This is a genomic window from Paraburkholderia sediminicola (genome assembly GCF_046026675.1).
Taxonomy (GTDB): Bacteria; Pseudomonadota; Gammaproteobacteria; order Burkholderiales; family Burkholderiaceae; genus Paraburkholderia; species Paraburkholderia sediminicola_F.
This window is the reverse complement of sequence record NZ_JAQQEY010000002.1, coordinates 223949-247057: the sequence shown is the minus strand read 5'-3', so window position 1 is coordinate 247057 and position 23109 is coordinate 223949. Positions and strand designations below refer to the sequence as shown.

Below are 23109 nucleotides of genomic sequence, written 5' to 3'. Positions count from 1 at the left end.
CGCCACCCCCGCCGCCGCTACTCTGCCCAGCAATGATCTCCGGCAAACATCACGCCTTGAAGCGGATATTGCCACCCCCTTCATTTCATGCATTCGACAGAGGACATTCAGAATGAGTCTGGCGCACATCGAATCTCGACCCAGCAAGATATCCGAAGTTCAGCTCGGAGAATCCGATATTTCAATCGAGCAATTCATCGCCGTAGCCAAGCATGGCGCACAGATAAAGTTTTCCTCCGCCTATCGCGAGCGCGTGTTGAGTTCGCGCCGCCTGGTCGATCTTTTTCTGAGCCAGAACCGGCTTGTCTATGGCGTGACGTCTGGCTTTGGCGCAAATTCGACACGCGTCATCAGCCCGGAGGACGCCGAGCAGCTTCAGCGAAATATCGTGCGCTCCCATGCCGTCTCGGTCGGCGAACCGCTGCCTCGTGAAGTGGTACGAGCCACGCTCCTGATGATGCTGATCAGCCTCGGCAAAGGTTACTCCGGCGTAAGCCTCGAATTGCTGCAGCAAATCGCCGGACTGCTGAACAATGACATCACGCCGTTCGCACCGGGCGACGGATCGGTCGGTTATCTCGCGCCCGAGGCACATATGGCGCTTGTGCTGATCGGCGAAGGAGAAGCTTTCTACCGCGGTGAACGCATGAGTGGCGCCGAGGCGTTGGAGCGAGCGGGGCTGAAGCCGCACCCGCTGCGCTGCAAGGAGGGGCTTTCGCTCACCAACGGCACGACCTCAGTGACCGCGATCGGCATGCTGGCGCTTTACAACGCGCTCGAGCTTTCGAAGGTTGCCGACATTGCCGCGTCGATGTCTCTGCAGCCGCTCAAGGCCACCACGCGCTCGCTGGATGCCCGGTATCACTCCGTCAAGAAACATGTCGATCAGAGGAACACAGCCGACAACATCCGACGGTTGCTGGCCGGAAGTGCGCTATGCGATCGCTTTGTCGATTACAGACTGCAGGACGCTTACAGCCTTCGCGGTATTGCTCAGGTGCATGGAGCTTCCAAGCGAGCGATCAAGGACGCGTACGACGCGATTCTCGATGAAGTGGGGTCGTGCGGCGACAACCCTGTCATCTATCCCGACAGCGAGGACGGTACCGCGATCTCTGGTGCCAACTTCGACGGTACATTCGTCGGCATTGGGTGCGATCTCCTCTGCATCGCCATGACCACGCTCGCAAAGATCTCGGAGCGCAGGACGGACCGTCTCGTCAACCCGTACCTCAGCGAACTGCCCGCGTTTCTCGCGAAGGATCCAGGGCTGAACAGCGGTTACATGATCATTCAGTACACGGCTGCCGGCTTGCTGGGCGAGATGCGCACCCTGGCTCAACCAGCAAGCGTCGACAGTGTGCCGACGAGCGGCAATCAGGAAGACCCCGTGAGCTTCGCCTATCACGCGGCACGAAAGGCCTACACAACTTCGCAGAAGTTGCAGCACGTGCTGGCGATCGAATTGCTCACCGCCGCCCAGGCGCTGGACTTCTTCGATCCGGCCGACGCATCACCCGCAACCGCGGCGGTGTATGCGCGAATTCGACAGGTTGCCCCGACAGCAGAAGGCGATCGGTTCTTCTATCCGGACATGATGGGCGTCCACCGCCTCGTCGAACAGGGCGACTTGCTGAGCATCGTGGAAAACATCGCCGGCACCTTGCACAACTGAAGCCAGCAGCGCCAGCAGTGCCGCGAACTGTGGCGATCCGAGTATTTCCGATCCAAGCACAACCTTGATTCGACACTATAGAGGTGTAATGTGAATGCGATTTCAACAAGAGTCTTGAAGACTTCTCTCGTCACTTTTCTCGGCGTGCTGGCACTGGCAGGAAACAGCGCACAAGCGAAGGAATGGAAGACCGTGAAGGTCGCCCTGGAAGGCAGTTATGCACCATGGAATCTGACCTTGCCGAACGGCAAAATCTCGGGATTCGAACCGGAATTACTCGACAATCTGTGCAAGCGGGTCAACCTGCAATGCGAGACAGTCGCCCAGGACTTTGACGGCCTCATCACCGGCCTGCAGGCCGGCAAATTCGATGCTGTGATGGATGCCCTTGCAATCACACCCGAACGTCAACAGGTCATCGCCTTCTCCAAGCCCTACGCTGCAACACCGGCCGCGTTCGCGACGGTAGATGGACATGGATTGGCGAATACGACAGGAAAACCCTCTTCGCTCAAGCTAACTGGCAACCCCAAAACCGACAACCCCTTGATCGCCCCGCTGCGCGATCAACTGAAAGGGAAATCGATCGGCATTCAATCCGGCACGGTTTATACGAAGTTCATCAACGACAACTTCAAGGACATCACGTCCGTACGCCTCTACAAGACCTCGGCCGAACGTGACCTCGACCTAGTCAACGGACGCGTCGACATAGCTTTCGACGACGTCACCTACTACGCTGGAATCGCCGATAACAAAGACACCGCCCGAATCCGGGTCGCCGGACCAACCATCGGCGGCGCGGTTTGGGGGCCGGGAGAAGGTCTTGGGTTTCGCAAACAGGATGCGGATCTGAAAGCAAAATTTGACGCAGCCATCACGGCAGCACTCGCGGACGGTACCGTGACGCGCTTGTCGGAAAAGTGGTTCAAGACCGACGTGAAGCCGTAAGCGTGCGGCATTGCATGACGCCGTTGCGCGTCGAGGCGGAGATCAGTCTTTGCTAGACTGGCTTCACGATGGCATTTGCCAGGTCAACGACATGAACCGCCTTCCTCCTCTTCGAGCCTTGCAGATATTCGATGCCGTCATTCGTTACGGAGGCGTCGTAACCGCCGCTGAGGCGCTTTACGTGACGCCCGGTGCGATTAGTCAGCAGATTCGCGTCCTTGAAGAATTTCTCGGGGTCACGCTTTTCGAGCGAGAGAACACGGGCCTGCGACCGACCCCGCTCTGCGAGATGTACCACTCGCACATCTCCCGGGGGTTCGAATGCTTTCATAGCGCCCAGGCGGCGCTCAAGGCGCAGACGGGCCGCCGGCTCACCCTGATGACGTTCCCGTCAGTCGCGACCCATTGGCTCGCCTCAAGATTGGACAAGTGGCACACCATCTGCCCGCATGTACAGGTCCATGTCGAGGTCGTCGACCACGAAACCAGTGTCGCCGCGCGAAGTGCCGACGTCCGGCTAACGTATGGGGCCCTACCGAGTGATGGAACGCCCTATCACGTCGTCTTTACGGACAAGGTTGCGCCCGTGTTTGCACCCTCGCTGTTGCAGCCGGAGAAGCCGATCTCGCAACCGGCGGATATCTTGCGCTACCCGCTGATTCACGTCGAATGGGGATGGGCAAACTTGTCACCGCCAACGTGGGGACACTGGTTGCATGCGGTTGGCGTGCCTCTGCCCGAGGGCCTGGCGCCACTCACTTACTCCGTTTCCAGCATGGCAATCGATGCGGCAATTCGGGGCAGAGGCATTTCGTTGGGACAGGGTTTTTTTGCCATTGATAGCATCAAGCGACACGAACTCGTCGCGCCGTTCAAGGTCGCCCTGCCCATGCCGTTCCCCTACTTCATTTGCTGGAAGCGAACTTCGGCAGACTCCCCTGCAACCAGGCAATTTCTCGACTGGCTAATTGAGGAAGCCGAGCAGACGGGGCGCGACATTAAAGCCATGTTTGGCGATTGAATCGTCGATCCTCACCGGGCAACGCCAGTGCCACTACGAACGACAAGCGCCCGTCGCAAGTAACACTCAGCTAACCGGCGAAGAGTCGCGACTCATAACCAGCGCGAGCGACTCGGAGAGAATCGATTTCGCCAGTTTGTCGTCGTCAACGGCGCGCGCAAGCGTAATGGCCCCCACGATAGTCGCGACGATACCCAAGCCAGCGTCCGTGCTATCACTGGATATGGCTTGCGCTATTCGTGACGCCAGTTTGCGCACGTAATCCGTGAGCTGTTCCCTGACATCCGGATTTGCATGCCGCGCTTCCCCGGCGAGCGCACACAGCGCACATCCATTGCCGGGATTCTTCACGTGGCGCTCATTGAGGAAAGCTTCGGCAATAGCCTGTAGAGGCGTTTCCCCACGCTTTGCCGCACCGCTTGCGATAGAAGCCATGCGCTTCTCGCTTTGGCTCACCGCGTGCCCGAGCGCCTCCAGGATCAACGCATCACGCGACGAAAAATGGCCGTAAAACGCACCGTGCGTCAACCCCGCGCTGCGCATGCACTCGGCGACGCCGAGCGCCTCGATGCCGTTTTCGCGAATCTGTCGTGACGCGTTCTCCAGAACCCGCTGCCTGCTCTCAGCCTTTTGTGCCTGCGAATAACCCATTTTTCCGCCTCATCACGCTTGACAAACTGCATGATGAGCATAATACTGAATTTCTGCATGATGATCAACATACAGAATGAGATGTAGAGGATGCTCATGCGCATTCGGACGCAGCGGCTGTCCCGCGCTGCTTAACAGAGATTTTTGCGAAGTTTTCGCTCCGTCAGCACGTGCGGCTTGGGGCGTGATCTCGCGGCGCAATACATAGGAGAAGGAAATGCGTTTTACTGGAAAGACAGCGCTCGTCACTGGCGGCAACAGCGGCATCGGCTTTACTGCAGCGAAGCTTTTGATCGCCGAAGGCGCCCGTGTTGCCATCACCGGCCGCGATCGCGCAAAGCTGGATCAGGCAGTATCCGAGCTCGGCGAAAACGCGCTTGGCATTCAGGCCGATCTCGATGATGAAAGCGCGATCGAGTCGACGTTCAAGCAGATCCAGGCAGCATTCGGATCCCTCGACATCGTGTTCGCCAACGCCGGAATCTCCGGTCCGACGCCGCTCGGCGGCACGACCGCTGCTGCATTTGAGGCGATTCTTCGTACCAATCTCACCGGTGTTTTTCTCACGGTTCAATCGGCCCTGCCGTTAATGAGCGCCGGAGGCTCGATCGTATTGAACGGTTCCGTGATGCGTGAGCTGGGCTCGCCCGGGTCGGCCGCTTATTCCGCAACGAAGGCGGGCGTCACCGGCATGGCAAAGGTGTTTGCGTCGGAACTCGTGCAGCGTGGCATTCGTGTCAACACCGTGATTCCCGGCGGCACGCGCACACCGATCTGGACGCGCGGCGCACGGGCCGGCGCAACGATCGATGGGACCGAAGAAGCGTTCGCACCGCGCATTCCGATGGCCCGCCTCGCTACACCTGAAGAAGTGGCCAAGGCCGTGCTGTTCCTCGCCTCCGACGATGCTTCGGGAATCACGGCGGCTGAGATTGTCGTCGACGGCGGCACGATCGGTGCGCCGTGGGGAGCGCCTATGTTCCGCAAGGGGTGAAGGCACTCGAGTTTCCGGTAGCGGGTCGACTGGCCGCTTTGGGCGATCAATGCGTTTTCGCACGCCCTCGGCCAGGAGCCGCGATAGTGGACGATTCGTCAGGCGACCTGCCCACAAAAAGAAGGCTACGTAAGCGCCATCCCTCCTTCGGCCTCACTCCACCTCGCAACCCATCCGGGCAACTCCGGCGACGGCTGCGTAATCTCCGACAGTTCCAGCAACTCTGCAGTCGTCACAACGCCACCGCTTCGCTTCAGGAACCGTGCTCGCACGACGGCCAGTGCAACCTGCACATCATCGCGCACGAATCCTTGTTCGATGAAGATGTGCTTCTCATCCCAACCGATAACGCGAGTCTGGACGTTATAGCGGTCGCCAAGCTCGAGCGACCGATGAAAACGCATCGTTTCCAGTGTGACGACTGGATACCAGCCTTGCGCCTTCAATTGCCGCCACAGGCCACTACGCATCATCAGATCTACGCGCGCCAGATCGAGGATCGTGAAGTAGCGGCCGTTGTTCATATGAAGCAAGACATCGAGGTCATTGAGCCACACCCGAAAGGGCGTGACACACGTGTCGAGCACCTGCAGCCGACTCCGGCCACGACTGGTGATTAACAAAAGCAGCAAACGAATTAGTAGACTCATGCGAAAACCCGATGATAGGAAGGCGCCGCGCGCAGCACAAAGACGTGAATGGTAGTCGCACAGACAAGATCCGGGACGCAGACGGTGAGGCAAATCTGTAGAACACTCACTCGAAAAGATGCGACATGCCGTGGCGAATCACGACGTAGGGATAAATTGCCTGCGCACACCTTTCGACAAATGCCAGGCTAATATCGCTCTGACACGCTAATCAAGGTCGACCCAAGATGACAAAGCCTTCAATCGCAAAACGCCGTAGCGGCGTGGTCAAAACATTGGCAGCTTTAATGGCGTCAAGTGCGGTCTTGTCCGTGCCCGTACCAACGCCCGCTGTCGCGCAAACGAAAGATGCGAGTGCATCGATGGCGATGGTGTTCGCGCCGAGCGGCACGCTGCGCGCGTCGATCAATCTCGGCAATCCGGTTCTGGCAAGTCTTGATCCGGCGACGGGCAAACCAGTCGGCGTGTCTGTCGATCTCGCCACCGAATTAGCCAAACGACTTGGCGTGCCGCTGCAACTGGTCGCGGTCAAGTCGGCGGGTGAATCGGTTGAAAACGTCAATCAGGACAAGGCGGACATCGGGTTCTTCGCTGTCGATCCGAAGCGCGGACAGGAAATCGCTTTCACCAAACCGTACGTGCTGATCGAAGGTTTTTATCTCGTGCGCAACAGCTCGCCGATCACCACCAACGAGGGTGTCGATCAACCCGGCGTGACGGTCGCAGTCGGCAAAGGCAGCGCCTACGATCTGTTTCTGACGCGCGAACTGCATCACGCGACAATCGTCCGGATTCCAACGTCACCGGCGGTCGTGCAAGGTTTTCTGGATCAGCATCTGGACGTGGCTGCAGGCGTCAAGCAACAGCTCGAAAAAGACGCCGCTAAAGCGGGCGGATTGCGGTTGCTGGACCAGCGCTTCATGGTGATCCGTCAGGCAATGGGCGTGCCGAAGGCCAGGGGCGATGAAGCGGCCGCGTATCTGTCGAAGTTCGTTGAGGACATGAAGGCGTCGGGCTTCGTAGCGGCGTCGCTGGCGCGGCATCACATCGCGGGTGCGGCAGTCGCAAACAACGACGAGTAGCGCACCACGCGTATGTGCCTTTTAGGTGCACTACCACTACCACTACCACTACCCCCTCACCCTATTCGTTGGCGACGTCCGGCATGACCTGTCCCATCTCCATCGCCTGACTGGCCGGTACGTCCTGAATGCCGACGACAATTTGATCATCGGGCGCTCCCGTCGCGGTCTGAAACAGTTTCCAAAGACGCTGTATCAGCTCCCGCTTGTATTCAGGTGGGCGTCCGGCCCGCATCAAGAGCGTGAGCGCAGCGGTTGCCGCCGGTTCTCCGGCGGTGAACCCGCTGCCCGGCGCATAGTCCTGAAACACAATATGCACCCAGTTTTTCGGCACGCCCGCAAATTCGGAATGCAGGGTCGTCAGTTCCATCGCGAGCTTGGCCTTAGCGTCACTGCTGAGTGCGCCGTGCTGGGTAGTCAAGGTGTAGAGCGGCATGAGAGCGACTCCTGGACTGATGTTTCACGGGCGCTCGCATCGAAAGCGCCCCCTCTTAACCGGGCCCCTTGCTAACGCATAGGGGCGCCCAAACGATCATTCGACGTAGTTCTTCAGAATGCGCAGGTCGGTCACGGAGTACGCCATACCGAGCCGATAACCCCGCCCGACGCGCACGGGCGCAATCAGGTTCATGTCCTCACCGGCGACTTCGGGAATCTTCAGTTCCGCCGACCCAGCCCACACGTCAACGATCGCGAGATTGTCCGTGAGCGACATGGTCAGTTCATCGAGCGGTGGCTTCTCCTGAAGTCCCGCTGCGAGTTGAGGAAAATAACGGCGCATCGTCGTTGGCCGGTTGAACACGGTCGTCGGGTCGGCGACAGGTTCCTCAAGCTGGATGCGGGCGGTCGCCAGTCGCTCACCATGCGCGGACACGCTCGCACCAAAGCGGCTTCCCTTTGCAAGCGGCGCAGCTGCCAGACTGGGCGCGGAGAAACTGCGAGTCTGGTAGACGCTGGCGAGCTTCTTTGGAAACCCCTGCGCCCATCCGCGGGCGATGGCGGCATCGTTATCGACGAAGATGTATGGGCAGTAGTTGACCGGAACACCGTCGAAGACCGCCTCGACCAGAACGAAAGCCTCGCGGTATTGATACCGGGCCGGGTCCGTCAATTCGTCATTGGAACCCGTGAACTGCCAATCCAGAAACCAGAAGAAGGCCCGGCCGCCAGATTTCTCGTCCACCGTGACGCCCGGGGGAAGGAGCGCCGCGATCGCTTTCTGGTCCGCCCAGTATTCGATGGCGAGACAGTCGCTAGAATAGTGCCACGGCGGCAGCGTCGCCAGTGCAGACTTTCCTTGCGGAGTAATAGGGACCGAAAACGCTTTAGGCATCTCGCTTCTCCTTGATCGGCGCGACGAGAAGTCGCTGTACGTGGAATCCATGCGTTTCCTGCGGACGCCGCGTATCACTTGACGCAGACCGTTCGAGGACACAACGCGCGGCCAGAATGCGATCCACCGTAGCGCTCGATCCGGCGCGGCGCGCGTGAGGTAATAGTGCCGTGGCTCGCCTGCTACTGCTTTAGAAATCGCACGACCGCACAGCAGTGATGTCCGCTTTCAGGATTTACTCACGTCATGCTCGACAGGGAATATCGACATCGCCTCACGCAAAGTCCGCGCTTTCTCCCGCAAGCTTGCCGACGCCGAAGCGACGCCGTTCACGTGCTGGACATCGGCCTGTCGACCTTCACATAAACCGCGTGCAACAACTGACGCCCAACGTTTCGCTGGGTACGTCCTCAGTGGAAACCGTATTCTGGGTTACGTCGGTCGAAAATCGAATCGCTCCAGTGGTGAGGCACGACGTCTTCGAAACGGATCATCTCCACCAGGTCGCCGCGTTCGTTCCACGCGGCTTCGCCACTGGGCCAGGGGTGCTGAAGATCGAATAGCAGTCTCACGCGCTGCGCATAGTGCGCCGGCGGCCCGGAAGGAGCAGTCCATGTCCATGCAAGCAAGCGCGCGCCGTGCACGTTCATGAGTTCGATACGGGTCGGTTTTTCAGTCAGGCCCTCTTCACGAAAGCTGTGGGCATCGTGCTCGATGGTGCGCGCAATGTACTGCAGGCCGAGATCGCGGACACTATGGCGGGACTGGGTGTGTGCGAACGTGCCGTCGATGGCGACCTTGCCCGACACGATATGCAGCGCGCCGCCGAGATGACCGACGATGCTGTCAGGATCTCTTGTTTCGTCGTAGAGAATCTCCTGTCCCGCATGGGCGCCGTCGGGTAGCCATTTTGCGTAGACTTTTCGAGGGGTGTCCTGGTAGCGGACAACCATGTGATCGGGCCGGTCGGACCATCTTCCGGATATCCGCTCCTGGCGGAACATCCTGTATTCGCAGGCGTCGTCGGGAACCATGCCGGACCTCGCGTACTCGACGAAGGCGTCCGGCTTCATCGCGTCCATCAGAGAGAGGATTTGAGCGTCGGTGAGGGACAGAAGCGAGCGGCTTTCAATCCACGTTCGCAACGAAGCCGCCTGATCGCGAGCCGCGAGACACCGGAACCGGTTGACATCCACACTCACGGTATCCGACGTGGCGACATCGGCGCATCCCATCGATCTACCGGATGAAGCCGGCGTAATCGGGTTGGTCGATTGGGCATGAACGTCCGTTGAGACAAACAGGCAAGTCAACGCGAACGCGCACAGCAATGTCCGCACGGTTGCCTGCCAACCTGCGGCCGGCAGGGTGCTCCTTGCCGGATGATCGGAAATACGCGCTCCGCAAAGCATCATGGGTTCAAACCGCCGCTGGTTTCCCGGCTTCTGAACGCCTGTCCGAGCATGCTGCATGCGTCGATCGCCATGGATCGCAATTGCACCTCTGAGACGAGGCCAGTCAACGCGCATCCCGTCCCCTGACTCTCCCAGTAGAACGTGCTGCGATCACCGTCACGAAACAGACGGAACGCCGTCGCGTCTTTTGGAACCCCTGCAACGTACATCGTAAGCCGGGCGCCGGCCGTGTTCTGATACATGAATTGCGCGGCAGAGCCGGTCTCCCCGGGCAGCAGGCGACCGCCGATCAACGCATAGCCATATTCCCGAAGCGAAGGCACCGACAACCGCTGACCAAGGCGCCGTGACAGCCAGTCAACCAGTTGATCGCGTTGCGGCGCCGCTACTTCTACGGGGTGGCGTTGCTCAGGCGCATACACCGCGAAAGCGATGTCGGCGCGCTTCGCGAACACGGGTGGGTTGGCCGCGAAATTCGCCGACGTCCAACCGGGTGCCGAGCCGAGCGCTACGCCCATCGCCACGCACGATGCCGCCACGCCGGCCTGCTGCCACCACGGCGTGCGGTGGCGCACGACGATACAACGCGCATCGTCTAGCGGGTCTCCGAACAGCGCTGTCAGCGCTGCTTTTTGCGCGCGATAGTTCGCCACGCGCTCGGCCGCCCGAGGGTTGGTGGTCAGCCGAACGAGCGTGGTCTCGTGCTCCCTGGCGGACAGTTCATCGTCGGCAAATGCCGATAGCGGCCGCAAATCCGGGTCGCCCGAGCCCCGCCTCGTTCGGTCTCCATGGTCGTTCATGGTTCGTTTCAAACTTCCCCCAACCGGATGCCGCGTGATGATGGAATGTCGCGCAGGGCGCCATGCATCATTTCTAGCGTTGACGCCCCCAATAAACGTACGGCGGGGCCGCTATATTCCATCAGGAACTGCGCGAAAGATGGAATAGACGCCACTGCAAAATCGTTTAGACGACATACGAACCACCGGCAGACTTCGATGAGCACTCGACAACAGCACGTCACCCGTTCTGTCAGCGCGGGGCTGCTAATTGCATCCGTTGCGTTGTTCGCTGGCTGCGGAGGAGGAGGTGGTGGTGGAAGCGCGAGCAGCCCGTCGATGGTTTCGATCACCGGTACGGCGGCAACCGGCAAGGCACTCGCGAACGCGACGATCAGCATCAACTGCGCGCGGGGCTCGATGTCGGTCTCAGCAGATGCGAACGGAAACTACCACGCGGCATTCGGCGCCGTAATGCCGTGCATGATCGCTGCGACTTCGGGCGGGACGACGCTGCACTCCGCAGCGTTCACCGGCGGCACGTACAACGTCACGCCGGAGACTGATCTGATGTTGTCGTATCTGGCGGCGCAACTCGGAACGAATGAAAGCGGGCTCATCGCCGGCTTCGCGACGAACATACAGTTTCAGCAGACGCTGCAGAATCAGACAAACGTTCTGACTGCGCAGGCCGCCGTCGTCCAGAATCTGCAGCAAAAGTACGGTGTTACGCTTTCCACCGCCAATTTTCTGACCACCACATTCACAGTCGGTCAGCCGGGCGAGGATAGCGATCTCGAAGCGCTCCTTGCTCTTGGCGCAATCGACACCAACGGCGAACCGGACGCAGCCGCCGTCTCACTTATCACTACGATGGGAGCCACACATCCGATTGCGACGTCGCCAGGTGCCGGCACAAACGGGACCGGTGGAACCGGGGTAGGCGGCACTGGAAGCACGGGCGGCATGATGTGAGACGATACGACACATGCTCAACCGACACCACCCGCGCATAGGTCAGAGCAACTCCATGGTGAAGTCGCCCGCAGAATGGCTGCGACTGGAGCTGGGTGAACTCGTGCGAAACAACGCGGTGAACTCCTCCGCAGGCAGAGGCCGTGAAAAAAGATAACCCTGTCCAGTCTGGCAGGACCACTCCCGCAGGAGCCTTGCCTGCTCACTCGTTTCAATCCCCTCGGCCGTCACGGCCAGTCCAAGTGACTGCGCCATGGAAATCACTGCTCGAACGATCGCATCGTCTTCCGCACTCGTGCCAATGCCCTGAACAAAGGATCGGTCGATCTTCAGCACGTCCAGCGGCAGCCTGCGAAGATAACTGAGCGATGAATAGCCCGTGCCAAAGTCATCGATTGCGATTGTGACGCCAAAGTCTTTCAGCTTCTGGAGCGTCTCGATACTCTTTTCGGTATCCCGCATGATCAGACCCTCCGTGACCTCCAGTTTCAGCGAGGTTGCCTCGATGTGAGCGTTGGACAACGCCGCGGCCACGTCGGCAACGAGGTTGGGGTCATCGAACTGCCGAGGCGAGAGATTGACGCTAATCTGCAGCGGCGGTTCTGCTGGGAACTCACGTTGCCAGCGGGCGACTTGCAGGCAAGCCTCTTCCAGGACGTATCGTCCGAGCGGAATGATCAGACCGCTCTCTTCCGCAATCGCAATGAACTCGGACGGCGGCAACAAACCTCGCGTGGGGTGCTGCCACCGCACGAGCGCCTCCATTTCCCGGAACCCTGCCTCCTGAAGCTGCATGATGGGCTGGAAATACACGCGTAGATCGCGATGCTCGATCGCGTAACGCAGGTCCGTTTCAATCTCCAGCTTCTTGACTGCTTCAGCGTGCATGTTCTCTTCGAAAACCACGTAGCGGCCCTTCCCGCCGTTCTTGGCTCGGTACATGGCAACGTCGGCGTCCCGCAACAACGTGTCCGCATCGCCGCGGCCACGGCCGGCGTGCGCGAATGCCAGCCCGACGCTCGCGCTGACGATGTACTGTTTGTTGTCGAGATCAAACGGCTGACTGAATTGCGCAAGAATGTTGTCCGCGACCAGGGTTCCTTCGTTCGTCGCTTCACTCCCCAGATGTTCCAGCAGGATGACGAACTCGTCTCCACCCAGTCGCGCAACGGTGTCGGTCGGGCGAACACATCCTTCGAGACGCTTGGCCGCTGCGATCAGCAGCCGGTCTCCCACGTGATGTCCGAGACTGTCGTTCACCCGCTTGAAGTTGTCCAGGTCGATGAAAACGACACCGATCATCGCATTACGCTCACGCGCGCGAGCTTCGGCCTGGCTAATACGATCGAGCAGCAGTGCGCGGTTCGGTAACGAGGTGAGCGTATCGTAGAACGCCCGTCGCGCGAGCTGCTCCTCAAAGTTCTTTCTTTCGGTGGTGTCGCTCGCGGTCGCCACGATTGCGCCGACGGCCGGTTCGTCGAGCAGATTCGTCAAGGTAAGCTGAATATAGCGCCACGCATCGCCTTCGCCTCGAGTACGAATCTCGATGGATTTCGTGGATCGAGCCGTCGACGACACGGTCTCCAACAGGCCCTGCAGCGTGGGACGGTCAATGGGATGAATCGGATCGAGCAGACTGGTGCCGACGAGCTGGCCCATGTTCTTCAAGGGGTCCGGTCTTCGCGTCGGCGCCTCGTAAGTCACAGTCCCGGTGACGTCGGAAACGAGTATCGCATCCGACGTGTTGGCGACAAGCGCCTGCAGCCTCTGTTCGCTCGTGCGCAGCGCGTCCTGGGCAGCCGCATCTGCGTTCTTGCGAATGCGCCGCAGCATCTGAAGAAACAGCAGCGCAAGGCCCACGCCGATCGCTAGCACTACAGGGGTCGATATCAGGACGATCCGTTGTACCGCAACGAGCCGTTCGAGTTGCTTCGTCGCGTCGTCGCGATGCTGTGCCGCTGCTGCGAGGACCTTTTGCTCGATATCGCCGAAGAGCGGATCGGCCGAGTCCTCGTCGATCTCATTAGCTCTCGCGATATCGTGATCGTCGACGGCCTTGAACATCGGCTTGGCGAACGATCGATACTTCGCGTGCTTCTCCAGCAGGGCGCGCAGCATCGCGCCGCTGTCAGGCTCAAGTGCCATTGCCTTCTTCAGCGCCGCGTCGAGTGCTTCACCGGCCTCGCGGTGCTCGCGCAGAACCTCCGGGCGTGGATCCTGGAAGTACTTGCGTTCGGCCGATTCCTCCCACGCAACGCTATAGCGAGCTTCCTCGAATGCGTTATCCGCCTCGTTGGCGGCTTGCGCGGCGAAACCGGCACTCAAGCTTTCATACGCTCCCCAGAAGGCCAGGAGCGGCACGCTCAACAGAACGAGGACGAGACCAAACACTGCCGTGCGCCGCGCGGGAGGCACGTTCGACGATGTCTGCTCAACTCGGTCTTCTGCTGCGTTGCGGCGCCACAGGTATCGACGCCTTTGGGTGCCCTTCTGTCTGGTCACGATTGCTCCGATGTGGAACGGCACGTCGACGAGGTGACCTGTTCGAGCAGGTTGGACGAAAGGAAACTGAAAGTGTCAGTCTGCCCGTTGACGACGTGCGCATCCGGAAGTCGTGATCCGAAGCATCGCTCGGTTCGTTCGTTGATTTCGAACCGAGTAAATGACGGACGACTCCGATCCCGGTCCGCGTTATGTCGGACCACCGCTTATTAACGGCAAGCTCCGGTTTTTTCTAAAGGTCTCGCGGTGGTGGAGTGCAGTGCGCTCGTCAGCCTCGGACTAGAACAACGGATGCGCTTGCGGGTACAGCGCGGTCCTAAGGGCAAGACCACCTAGAACAACGAAGATGATGGCGGCGAGAATGTGGACCGCCTTTGTTGGCAGGCGATCGGCGAATTTGTGTCCCAGGTAGATAACGGGCACATTGGCCAACATCATGCCGAGTGTCGTACCCGCAACGACCCCGAAGAACTCGTGAAAGCGCGCCGCGAGAGCAATCGTGACGATTTGGGTCTTGTCGCCCATTTCGGCGAGAAAAAATGTAAGCGCGGTTGTGCCGAACACCCCCATTGAGTTTTTCGTCAAAACCGCGTCGGCGTCGTCCAACTTGTCCGGAACGAGAATCCACACGGCCATCACGGCGAATGACGCGACAACCGCCCAGTTCAGAATGCCCGGACTCAGAACGCTCGCAAGCCATGCGCCGAGTGCGCCAGATGCACCATGGTTGATGAGGGTAGCGACAAAAACACCAAGGATGATGGGAATGGGCTTGCGATATCGCGCTGCCAATACCAGGGACAAGAGTTGAGTCTTGTCGCCGATTTCAGCAAGGCCGACCACACTGGTCGAAATGAGGAAGGATTGCATGGGGGTTGTTGTATCCGGGCCGCGCAGAAAAACCGCGATGACGCGCATTCCGGCGACCCGGTTAGGTCGGAATGCGAGTCATCGGTCTTGCCAGGCATTTAGCTGCGCACGCCATAGCGGGTCTTTCGACTCGCCAAGTATGTTGACGTGCGCCCTCGAACATGGCGTTCGAGGCGGCTACTCCCCAATGAGCAGGCGCGATTCTATCGCGCCATGCGTTACGTAAGCAAGTCGCCACAATAGCGCTTTTCGCAGTTGAGCATTGCTGCGCGCGCCAATTATTACGAATGCCTTTCGGCCGTGATAAGCTCGCCCTTGTCTTTGGGGAGTAGCCGGCTTCTACCCAGAAGCGCCTGCGTCAACATACTCGGTCGCGCAGACCGTGGTGCAGGCAGCCCTTTGGTTGACAAGACCATCGACACACCACGCGACCGGTCGGGCGCGGCGGTGTGTCGCGGTTTTCCGCCCGACCTTGAGCCACTCCTCTTATGAATCCTGTCGCAACGCTATTCCTTGCTTTCGCCATGTCTACCGATGCCTTTGCAGCGGCAATCGGCAAAGGCGCCACGCTCAACCGTCCTCACTGGCGCGAAGCCATCAGGACGGGACTCATCTTCGGGGTCATCGAGGCACTGACGCCTTTGATCGGATGGTTCCTGGGTAAAGCAGCAGCCCAGTACGTCTCCGCATGGGATCACTGGATCGCGTTTACGCTGCTGCTCGTTCTCGGCGCTCGTATGGTGTTCAACAGCTTTACGGCGAAAGACGTCGCGGAGACGAAGCCAGCATCCCATTCGTTCTGGTTGCTGGCATTGACGGGTTTCGCCACGAGTATCGATGCGATGGCGGTCGGCGCGGGCCTCGCCTTTGTCGACATCAACATCTATTCGACAGCAGCAGCGATCGGTCTCGCCACCATGGCGATGGTCACGATCGGTGTGATGCTCGGTCGTGTCATTGGCCACGTCGCGGGCAGGCGTGCAGAGATGGCGGGCGGCGTGGTGCTGATCGGGATCGGCGGCACCATACTTGCTGAACACCTTAAGTTCTTCGGCTAAACGTCGATCGTGAGTCCAAGGCCTCTAGTACGACAGCGGCTCAAGCAAAGCCGGTTCGCCAAATTCGACAAGCTGCGCGTTGGAGCCGCTCACCGAGACCAGCGCATTGACGCGCTCGGGCCAAAGGGCACTTTCGATGTCCCCGTAGGAGACCTGCAACATTTGGGAGACGGCGGCAGGAACGCCGCATCATTTGAAGGCGGCCTGATAGACCTTCGGCGTCACGCCAGTCTGCTGCTTGAACACGCGCGTGAAGTGCGATTGATCGGCAAAACCCATTCGCGCGCCCACCTCCGCAATGGGCCTGCCGGCCCGCAACAACGGCATCGCACTGCGCACGCGCTCCTGTTGCTGGAAGGCATGTGGACTCAATCCCGCGTCGCGCACAAAGGCGCGCAGCAGCACGAAAGGCGTCACGCCAAATTCGCACGCAAGCGTCGACAAGGTCAGCTGTGCGTGCAGTTCGTCGCGCAGACGGGACTTGATCGCGCGCACTAGCGCAGGCTCGCTGCGCACTGCGGGCAGAGCGGCATACCGGCCCGCGTGCCGGGCATGTAAGCCAATCACGGCGCGGGCCAGCGTTTCACTGCGCTTGAAGCGGTCCTCATCCACCTCGGAACACCAGTTCACGCCGTAAAGCTGCTGTGACAGTTCAGCGTCGACGACAAACGGACTCGGTATCTCAAACCGCTCGCGTCGGGGAATGCCGAGTCTCTCGCAATAGGCGGCGAGCGCCGCGGGCTGCACATGTGCCACGCGCATCTTCCATTTCCCATTGTCGGCGGCCGAACCGGAGTGGACTACGTCGGCATCGATGACGATCACGTCGCCACGGCGGCATACGCGTCGCTGGTCCCGAACCTCGACCGCCAGCGCACCACCCGTAATCACCGCAAGGCAGTGCGTGTCGTGCGTATGCGGCGGATAGCGGTGGCCGACGAACTGGCCCTTGAGCATGACGGCGTCCATGACGTCTGGCGCGTGCCAGAGCTTGATCGACTTCGTCGCTCCAGTGGTATTCATGGCGAGGCTGCCCCTGGAAGTGGCTGGAAGATCTCATCATATTCCTCTAGCCGCGGCATCGGCATGCGAGGCTGCTCTTCGAGTCGGGTGACGAAGTCGCTCCAACGCTTGAGCGTGTCGACTCGCTGAGCGTGCGAACAGTATGGAATGTGCCAGGCAAAGAACGGCTCGAGCACTTCATAACCGACGTAACCCAAGGTCCCCTGTAGCAGGTGACGCAGCATGCCGCCTGCAAGTTCGCCATGTATGCCTTGCGGCCCGAACATGTGCTCCCGGCCGCCCAGGCTTACCCCGACCACCGCGCGCTTGCCGACCATGCCGCCGCGACCGTAGATGCGCTTGCCGCCGTAAAGCGCGCCGGACAGGAAGCAGCGGTCGATCCATCCCTTGATAAGCGCAGGCACCGAAAACCAGTAGAGCGGAAACACCAGCACCAGCGTATCACTGGCCAGCAGTGCGTCGACTTCCCGCTGGATGTCGGGCGCAAGAGCGTTGCGCTCAAGTGCATGGCGCTGCTCCTTGGCGTAGACGAGGTAGTCGCTGTTGGCGCGCTCGGCGAAATCGCTGCTGCGCACCACGGGATCGAAGTTGAGCGCATAGAGGTCTGAAAAACTCACGTCATCGCCGCGCAACTCCAGCAGGCGTTGGGCTTCATGGGCCATGGCCGTGCAGAAGGAGCGCGGCTCCGGGTGGGCGTGGACGACGTGAACTTTATGCATGAGGGATCGAGCGCCAGGTAACGGCAGGAATGAAGGCGTTCAGGTGGGCAAGCTCGCGCTGGATGGCTTCGATGGCTGGCAGCGTGGCGCCCTCAAGCAACAGACGCCGCATACTTTGCAACGCTGTTGGTGGCTTGGCGGATAGCAGCGCGCAGTATTCGTCGGCAGTTGCGCGCACATCCGCGTCTGGCACCACGCGCGAAACGAAGCCCCGCTGCAATGCCTCCGCGGCCGTTATCGGCCGGCCGCTCATGAGCCAGTCGCGTGCGCACAAATCGCCCACCCGGCGGGCCAGTAATGCGGTTGCGCCGGCTTCAGGCACGATACCGAGATCGGCAAACGGAAAGCGGAACATAGCCCCCTCGCCGGCGACCACCCAGTCGGCGTGCAGCAGCAACGTGGCACCAAACCCGACCGCCGCGCCGTTGACGGCTGCCACGAGCGGCTTGGGCTGATCCGCGAAGGCCTTGATGCAGCGCACGACCGCGCCGTCGGCTGCCTGCGGCCACAAGGAACCGAACTCGGCCTTGTCGTGGCCCGAGCAAAAACATTCGCTGGTTCCGTGAAGCAGTACGCAATGAACGCGCACGTCTCCTTGCGCAAGACGCAAGGCATTTGCCAACGCTTCGAACAGAGGGCCGTTGAGCGCATTGCGCTTTTCTGGGCGGTCTATGCCTACGGACCAGACCTGGCCATGGAGCTCCGCGGTGAGGTTTCCGCTCATCATGCGAACAGGGCGAAGCCGCCGACCAATTTGCCGACCTTCTTTCTGGGCCCGACCAGTCCGACTGCCAGGTACTGGAGGGACTCGCCCGGCAGCACGCGCACCGCGTGCAAAAAGGCGTCGTAGTCGACGGTGGCCTGTCCTTGTACAGGAAAGTCGACCACGTCGCAGTACGCCAGCGATTTCTGGCGCAGCGCGTTCAACTGATCAGCCGTGGCCTTGAGAACCGGGATGCCAATGGGAATGAGACCAGGGTGCGCCGTCCCGTCCTGTTCTCGCAAGGACTCGCCGACGAGATGGCTGTGGCGCTGGCCCAGCGTGAACGCCACCACTGCGGCCGCGTTCGAGGCTTTACCAGGAGGAAGCGCTTCGTCCACGACGATGACACAACGCACCGGCTCGAGCGGGGCTTCAATGGCGTTAGCGCCGCCTGGTTCGTTTTGTAATAACAAAGCATCTCTCCAGAGAGTTAAGCGATGGAGGGAATGCTAGGTAGATACGGGCGAAAAGTATTGAACGATCTTGCAACTAGCCGAGATCATATCGACGACGATGACATGCCCGGACTTCCACCTCATTTGTGGCGGACAACCCAACGCCAGTAGCATATAAGAATGAGGCTTCAAGTCGTCAATCAGAATGTTGGTTGATCCTCAAGAATCGGAGTACGACGTGCCATCTTTATGCAAAAACCGGCCGTCGACACTGGGGCTCATCATGTCAATGTCGGAGCACGTAATGACATCCGTTGGCGACCGCGAGCCGACTTCGAGATAAACGGCCATCAGGTTCGACTTGTTAATCATGTGATGGGCGTTACCGGTGTTTTTTGGAAAGGCAGCACAGTCGCCGGCCTGGAGCACCGTTTCGCCGTCGTCTTCGATCAAAGTAAGCTCGCCTTCCAGGACGTAGACAAATTCGTCTTCGGCAGAGTGCCAATGGCGTTGGCTCGACCAATTGCCCGGTGGTAAGCGCATAAGATTGACACCGAAATCACCGAGTCCGCCGGCGTTGCCTAGTCGCTGGCGTATCCGATCGGCGCAGGCTACATCAAACGGTGGTGGATAACTCGTACCTTGACGTTCTGGTACATCGGCGATGTTGATCTTGGGCATGTGAGGCTCCGTAAATCCGCATTGACAAATTGACTCAGCAAAGTTCCGCGGGCATGTTCCAGAGCAGGAATTGCCTTCCAACTGTCCGAGCTACGGGAAGCTGCTGGAAGAGCCAGCCAAGCATTCTGTGAAGTCATTTGCCAGTATCGCCGCGAACCGATTGTCGATGATCTACGCGATGGCGTCGAACGTTTCAAACCGGCCGAACTCAGCCGGGTGGTGACCGGCTCAGTTCGGCCCTGAGCCGTCATTCGGGTCACCATGTCGGCAACGACCGCTTTCCAATTCCGAGCGGACATCCGTCCGCATCAGGTCTGCCGTACGGGCGCTCGCAGCCGGCGGGTCGCCAGCGACCGTCATGCACTCGCTCAGAGGCACTAGCTGAATCTCGATCAGATCACCAGCACGCGTTTAGCGATGCGCGTGGCCGCTGTGACTTCGTCGTGAGGCCCCGCTATCTGAACTTGACGAGATCCTTGAAGATCAGTTGACCCCAAGTATTCCCCCTGCCTTGGACAAGCAAGCCGCCATCCTTGAGCAGTCCTAGCGCAATCGGCGCGAAACCGAGTTGTTCAGCCAAAGCAGCGACCGGTGCCACCGCATTTTCGTCATCGCTCGACAAAAACACGACGCGGCTGCCGCCATTCACGCTCGGATCAGCGGCCAGAACGGCAGCGGGCAGATGGTTAAAGCCCTTTACGAACCTGGCGCCGGCAAACGCTTTGGCGACAACCGCGGCCGACGGCTGACCTTCCAGGTCTTCAACGGGAACACCGAAAGCATTTGTCATGTCGATGATCGTCTTGCCCTGCCAGGTTGTGATCCGCTTCGCGACTTCGCGATGTTCCCAAAACGGAACCGCCAGAAAGATGGTGTCGGACGCGATTGCATCCTGCAGCGTCCCGGGGACAACGGTGGGGCCGATCGCTTGTGCCTGCTGCATCAACGTCTCGGGAGGGCGCCGGCTGGCGACTGTCACATCGATGTTCTTTCTTGCAAACGCTCGGGCGAGTGCCTGACCTACCGCGCCAAAGCCAATAATCGAATAGCTCATGCCAACTCTCCATTCAGTATTGGTAAGGAACCCGTATTTATCGACACAAATCGGATCATCTTCGTCGAGTTGACAGGTCCTTCTACACGCTTTTCGGCGCGATTTCAGATGGCCGAGAAGCCGCCATCGACAGATAACTCCACCCCATTCACGAAGCTCGAATCCTCTGAAGCAAGAAACAGCGCGACTGTTGCAATTTCCTCAGGACGACCCATCTTTCCCCGCGGGATCAGGGATTCGAACATCCGCTTCGCCTCCTCGGTGAGAACCTGGTCCTGCATCGGTGTGGCGATCGGCCCCGGACTCAGCACGTTCACCCGGATATTCCTGCCCTTCAGTTCGTTAAGCCAGGTGCGTGCGAATGAGCGCAACGCCGCCTTGCTCGCCGAATACACGCCATAACCAGGAAAACCTTTCACCGAAGCAACTGACCCGGTCATGAAGATCGATCCGCCATCGTTGAACAGCGGCAACGCCTTCTGAACCGCAAACAGCGTTCCGCGCGTATTCAGACCGAAGGTCGCATCGAAGTGCTGCTCGGTAATCTCGCCCAGTGGGACGGCGTCGCCCGTGCCAGCGCTCGCGAACAGGATGTCGATCTTGCCCTTTTCCCGCTTGACTGTATCGAACAGGCGGTCGAGGTCGTCGAGATTGGCCGCGTCGCCGCGCACGCCGGTCACGTTCCGGCCAATCAGCTCGACGGCCTCGTCGAGCGCCTCCTGCCTCCGGCCCGTGATGAAAACATAGGCGCCTTCTTCAACGAACCGCTTGGCGCTCGCCAGCGCCATGCCGCTCGATCCACCCGTGATGACTGCAACCTTACCCTCAAGCTTTCCCATGACATCTCCTTTCGTGGTGTCGTACTGCGCCTCTGTTCCCATCTGCACAAATGTGCTGTATCTTGTGGATCACTGATCCGGATACAGGTTCATTATATTCGGATCACTGATCCGATTGTCAAGGCAATTTATGCGAGCTGACGCCAGAAAGAATTACAGCCATCTACTTGAAATCGCGCGCGACGTCGTCGCCGAGCATGGTGCCGACGCGTCCATGCGAGATATCGCCCGCAGGGCCGACGTCGGGTTGGCCACACTATTTCGCCATTTCCCGACACGAGAAGCCTTGTTCGAAGCGTTGCTGCGCATGAACGTGGACGAACTAATACAGCAGGCAGCCGAACTCGAAACGTCGAATCCACCTGACGAAGCGCTGGTGTCCTGGTTTCGCGAAGGGGTTGCATTCGTTCATACCTATAACGGTATTTGCGCCTTGTTTGCGACCGCGCACGCGGACCCGGACTCCGCGCTTCACGCTTCGAGCACAGCGCTGCGTTCAGCGGGCGCGCGACTACTGCTCCGCGCTCAAGCCGAGGGAACGGCGCGCGCCGATATTGATGGGGTCGACCTGTTCGCCCTGATGTCGGCGTTCGGCTGGCTCGTCGGCCAGCCCGCATTCGCGCCACGGGGGGATCATCTCTTTCATGTTATTACGAGCGCCATCCTGACAAATCGGCCTGACAAAGATATCAAGAAGGCAACGTAGCCGAGTGCAACGAATTGTTGTTTGCATTGCGTCGGATGGCGTCCTCTATGACCGGCGCCGGCGACACTATGCACAAAAGTCTTGGCAAAGGTGACGAATGCAGCTGATCGTGTCGGGAGTTTTGAGCGGCTGTTAACGAAGGCGATAAGACGTTGGAGCGGCTGAGCTATCGCACTATCCAGCGACCGCACATGGCCGACCTCTGCCTCACGCGATCCGCATGTGCAGCACGAGCCCGGCGGTCGGCACCGCGCGACCCCAAAAGCGGACAGTCTGGCGAGACCCGCCACAAACTTTTCAGAAGATTGTCGATTTTCGATCATCAGCTTCGTCGTCAGGTTATTCACACCCAAAGGAGATCTCCCATGAAATACCTCGGCTTGGCCTACTTCACCCCCGATAAATTCGCCGCGATGGCGCCAGACGACGTCAAGAAATTGGTGAGCCAATGCCCCACATTGGACGACAAGATGCGGGCTACCGGCAAGGTACTGATTTCCGCATCGCTTGGCGATCTGGACAACTGGAGGACGCTCCGCCCGCGCAGTGGCAAGACGCACGTCACCGATGGGCCCTACACCGAGTCGAAGGAAGTCGTGGGCGGCCTGTTCATCATCGAAGCGGATACCCATGACGAGGCGTTGCGCATCGCCTCCATGCACCCGGCGGCCACGCTGGGCGAAGAAGGTGGATGGGTCGTCGAGCTTATCCCCGTGGATTTCTACTGGGCTCGATGAGGGCTTGGACGCGTGTCTCAAATATGCGTTGGCGTTCTGTTCTCCTCAAACACCTTCATGGCTTCGTGAGTCATCGCGGCGATGCTGCTTCTGGGCCGAGCGGCGACGCCTGTGATCGACCCTGGGCGGACATACAGACGGCTCCGAAGCGGTCGTTCCAGCCACACGCGGTAGGCTCGCCCGGGAACTGCGTTAGGATCCGCAGTTTCTGTGATCCGCGCCAGGCCCCTGAACAC

The 23109-nt window shown here is 59.8% G+C and carries 24 protein-coding genes and 2 riboswitches; of the genes, 9 read left to right on the top strand and 15 right to left on the bottom strand.

Going from position 1 to position 23109, the window contains the following annotated elements:
- The first annotated feature begins 112 nt into the window (after positions 1 to 112).
- From hutH to PQQ86_RS20920, 3 genes are all read left to right on the top strand, one after another.
- Positions 113 to 1675 (top strand): histidine ammonia-lyase, encoded by a 1563-nt coding sequence (gene hutH, locus PQQ86_RS20930; protein WP_408271038.1) that lies wholly within the window; start codon positions 113 to 115, stop codon positions 1673 to 1675.
- A gap of 114 nt (positions 1676 to 1789) precedes the next feature.
- Positions 1790 to 2626 carry a transporter substrate-binding domain-containing protein gene (locus PQQ86_RS20925; RefSeq protein ID WP_408271035.1) on the top strand — a complete coding sequence of 279 codons (837 nt, stop codon included), beginning with the start codon at positions 1790 to 1792 and terminating at the stop codon, positions 2624 to 2626.
- A 91-nt stretch (positions 2627 to 2717) separates the two neighbouring features.
- Positions 2718 to 3647 (top strand): LysR substrate-binding domain-containing protein, encoded by a 930-nt coding sequence (locus PQQ86_RS20920; RefSeq protein WP_408271032.1) that lies wholly within the window; start codon positions 2718 to 2720, stop codon positions 3645 to 3647.
- Between the two features lie 66 nt (positions 3648 to 3713).
- On the opposite strand, the gene PQQ86_RS20915 is transcribed toward PQQ86_RS20920, so the two are convergent.
- On the bottom strand, positions 3714 to 4298 hold the full coding sequence (locus PQQ86_RS20915) for a TetR/AcrR family transcriptional regulator (protein WP_408271029.1): 585 nt from the start codon (positions 4296 to 4298) through the stop codon (positions 3714 to 3716).
- 217 nt (positions 4299 to 4515) lie between these two features.
- Here PQQ86_RS20915 and PQQ86_RS20910 point away from each other — a divergent pair, with 217 nt between their 5' ends.
- Positions 4516 to 5292, top strand: coding sequence for an SDR family NAD(P)-dependent oxidoreductase (locus PQQ86_RS20910; protein ID WP_408271026.1), 777 nt, complete (start codon positions 4516 to 4518; stop codon positions 5290 to 5292).
- Between the two features lie 125 nt (positions 5293 to 5417).
- Here PQQ86_RS20910 and PQQ86_RS20905 read toward each other — a convergent pair whose 3' ends face one another.
- Complete coding sequence (locus PQQ86_RS20905; protein WP_200657951.1) at positions 5418 to 5942, bottom strand: thioesterase family protein; 525 nt, start codon at positions 5940 to 5942, stop codon at positions 5418 to 5420.
- Between the two features lie 362 nt (positions 5943 to 6304).
- Here PQQ86_RS20905 and PQQ86_RS20900 point away from each other — a divergent pair, with 362 nt between their 5' ends.
- The gene (locus PQQ86_RS20900) at positions 6305 to 7024 is read left to right on the top strand and encodes an ABC transporter substrate-binding protein (protein ID WP_408279264.1); all 720 of its coding nucleotides are present in this window, start codon (positions 6305 to 6307) and stop codon (positions 7022 to 7024) included.
- A gap of 61 nt (positions 7025 to 7085) precedes the next feature.
- Here PQQ86_RS20900 and PQQ86_RS20895 read toward each other — a convergent pair whose 3' ends face one another.
- The 4 genes from PQQ86_RS20895 to PQQ86_RS20880 form a co-directional block, all read right to left on the bottom strand.
- Positions 7086 to 7460: a tautomerase family protein gene (locus PQQ86_RS20895; RefSeq protein WP_408271024.1), complete on the bottom strand. Its 375-nt coding sequence runs from the start codon at positions 7458 to 7460 to the stop codon at positions 7086 to 7088.
- Positions 7461 to 7556: 96 nt separating this feature from the next.
- Positions 7557 to 8408 carry an acetoacetate decarboxylase family protein gene (locus PQQ86_RS20890; RefSeq protein WP_408271021.1) on the bottom strand — a complete coding sequence of 284 codons (852 nt, stop codon included), beginning with the start codon at positions 8406 to 8408 and terminating at the stop codon, positions 7557 to 7559.
- A 359-nt stretch (positions 8409 to 8767) separates the two neighbouring features.
- A complete protein-coding gene (locus PQQ86_RS20885; protein WP_408271018.1) occupies positions 8768 to 9829 on the bottom strand; it encodes a DUF1571 domain-containing protein in 1062 nt (353 codons plus the stop codon).
- A complete protein-coding gene (locus PQQ86_RS20880) occupies positions 9769 to 10572 on the bottom strand; it encodes an anti-sigma factor family protein (protein WP_408271016.1) in 804 nt (267 codons plus the stop codon). The genes PQQ86_RS20885 and PQQ86_RS20880 overlap by 61 nt, the downstream gene beginning before the upstream one ends.
- A gap of 198 nt (positions 10573 to 10770) precedes the next feature.
- On the opposite strand from PQQ86_RS20880, the gene PQQ86_RS20875 reads away from it, so the two are divergent.
- On the top strand, positions 10771 to 11526 hold the full coding sequence (locus PQQ86_RS20875) for a hypothetical protein (RefSeq protein ID WP_408271014.1): 756 nt from the start codon (positions 10771 to 10773) through the stop codon (positions 11524 to 11526).
- Positions 11527 to 11568: 42 nt separating this feature from the next.
- Here PQQ86_RS20875 and PQQ86_RS20870 read toward each other — a convergent pair whose 3' ends face one another.
- Both PQQ86_RS20870 and PQQ86_RS20865 read right to left on the bottom strand, forming a co-directional pair.
- Positions 11569 to 14028 (bottom strand): putative bifunctional diguanylate cyclase/phosphodiesterase, encoded by a 2460-nt coding sequence (locus PQQ86_RS20870; RefSeq protein ID WP_408271012.1) that lies wholly within the window; start codon positions 14026 to 14028, stop codon positions 11569 to 11571.
- A 279-nt stretch (positions 14029 to 14307) separates the two neighbouring features.
- Entirely contained in the window at positions 14308 to 14898 is a 591-nt protein-coding gene (locus tag PQQ86_RS20865) for a TMEM165/GDT1 family protein (protein ID WP_154566686.1), read from the bottom strand.
- A 10-nt stretch (positions 14899 to 14908) separates the two neighbouring features.
- A riboswitch (yybP-ykoY riboswitch) is annotated at positions 14909 to 15096 on the bottom strand.
- A 113-nt stretch (positions 15097 to 15209) separates the two neighbouring features.
- Positions 15210 to 15376: riboswitch (yybP-ykoY riboswitch) on the top strand.
- A gap of 10 nt (positions 15377 to 15386) precedes the next feature.
- On the opposite strand from PQQ86_RS20865, the gene mntP reads away from it, so the two are divergent.
- Entirely contained in the window at positions 15387 to 15956 is a 570-nt protein-coding gene (gene mntP / locus PQQ86_RS20860; RefSeq protein ID WP_408271009.1) for a manganese efflux pump MntP, read from the top strand.
- A 189-nt stretch (positions 15957 to 16145) separates the two neighbouring features.
- Here the strand turns inward: mntP and PQQ86_RS20855 are convergent, their stop codons facing one another.
- From PQQ86_RS20855 to PQQ86_RS20825, 7 genes are all read right to left on the bottom strand, one after another.
- Positions 16146 to 16979, bottom strand: a complete 834-nt coding sequence (locus PQQ86_RS20855; RefSeq protein WP_408271006.1) for an AraC family transcriptional regulator — start codon at positions 16977 to 16979, stop codon at positions 16146 to 16148.
- Complete coding sequence (locus PQQ86_RS20850; RefSeq protein ID WP_408271002.1) at positions 16976 to 17698, bottom strand: NAD(P)H-dependent oxidoreductase; 723 nt, start codon at positions 17696 to 17698, stop codon at positions 16976 to 16978. The genes PQQ86_RS20855 and PQQ86_RS20850 overlap by 4 nt, the downstream gene beginning before the upstream one ends.
- The gene (locus tag PQQ86_RS20845; protein ID WP_408270999.1) at positions 17691 to 18425 is read right to left on the bottom strand and encodes an enoyl-CoA hydratase/isomerase family protein; all 735 of its coding nucleotides are present in this window, start codon (positions 18423 to 18425) and stop codon (positions 17691 to 17693) included. The genes PQQ86_RS20850 and PQQ86_RS20845 overlap by 8 nt, the downstream gene beginning before the upstream one ends.
- Positions 18422 to 18874, bottom strand: a complete 453-nt coding sequence (locus tag PQQ86_RS20840; protein ID WP_408270996.1) for a DUF2000 domain-containing protein — start codon at positions 18872 to 18874, stop codon at positions 18422 to 18424. Before PQQ86_RS20840 ends, PQQ86_RS20845 begins: the two co-directional genes overlap by 4 nt.
- 201 nt (positions 18875 to 19075) lie before the next feature.
- Positions 19076 to 19537 carry a cupin domain-containing protein gene (locus tag PQQ86_RS20835; protein ID WP_408270993.1) on the bottom strand — a complete coding sequence of 154 codons (462 nt, stop codon included), beginning with the start codon at positions 19535 to 19537 and terminating at the stop codon, positions 19076 to 19078.
- Between the two features lie 454 nt (positions 19538 to 19991).
- Positions 19992 to 20591 (bottom strand): NADPH-dependent F420 reductase, encoded by a 600-nt coding sequence (locus PQQ86_RS20830; RefSeq protein ID WP_408270991.1) that lies wholly within the window; start codon positions 20589 to 20591, stop codon positions 19992 to 19994.
- 104 nt (positions 20592 to 20695) lie between these two features.
- Entirely contained in the window at positions 20696 to 21430 is a 735-nt protein-coding gene (locus tag PQQ86_RS20825) for an SDR family NAD(P)-dependent oxidoreductase (RefSeq protein ID WP_408279262.1), read from the bottom strand.
- Positions 21431 to 21560: 130 nt separating this feature from the next.
- On the opposite strand from PQQ86_RS20825, the gene PQQ86_RS20820 reads away from it, so the two are divergent.
- Positions 21561 to 22136 (top strand): TetR/AcrR family transcriptional regulator, encoded by a 576-nt coding sequence (locus PQQ86_RS20820; protein WP_408270989.1) that lies wholly within the window; start codon positions 21561 to 21563, stop codon positions 22134 to 22136.
- Positions 22137 to 22501: 365 nt separating this feature from the next.
- Positions 22502 to 22873, top strand: a complete 372-nt coding sequence (locus tag PQQ86_RS20815) for a YciI family protein (protein ID WP_408270986.1) — start codon at positions 22502 to 22504, stop codon at positions 22871 to 22873.
- The last annotated feature ends 236 nt before the right edge of the window (positions 22874 to 23109 follow it).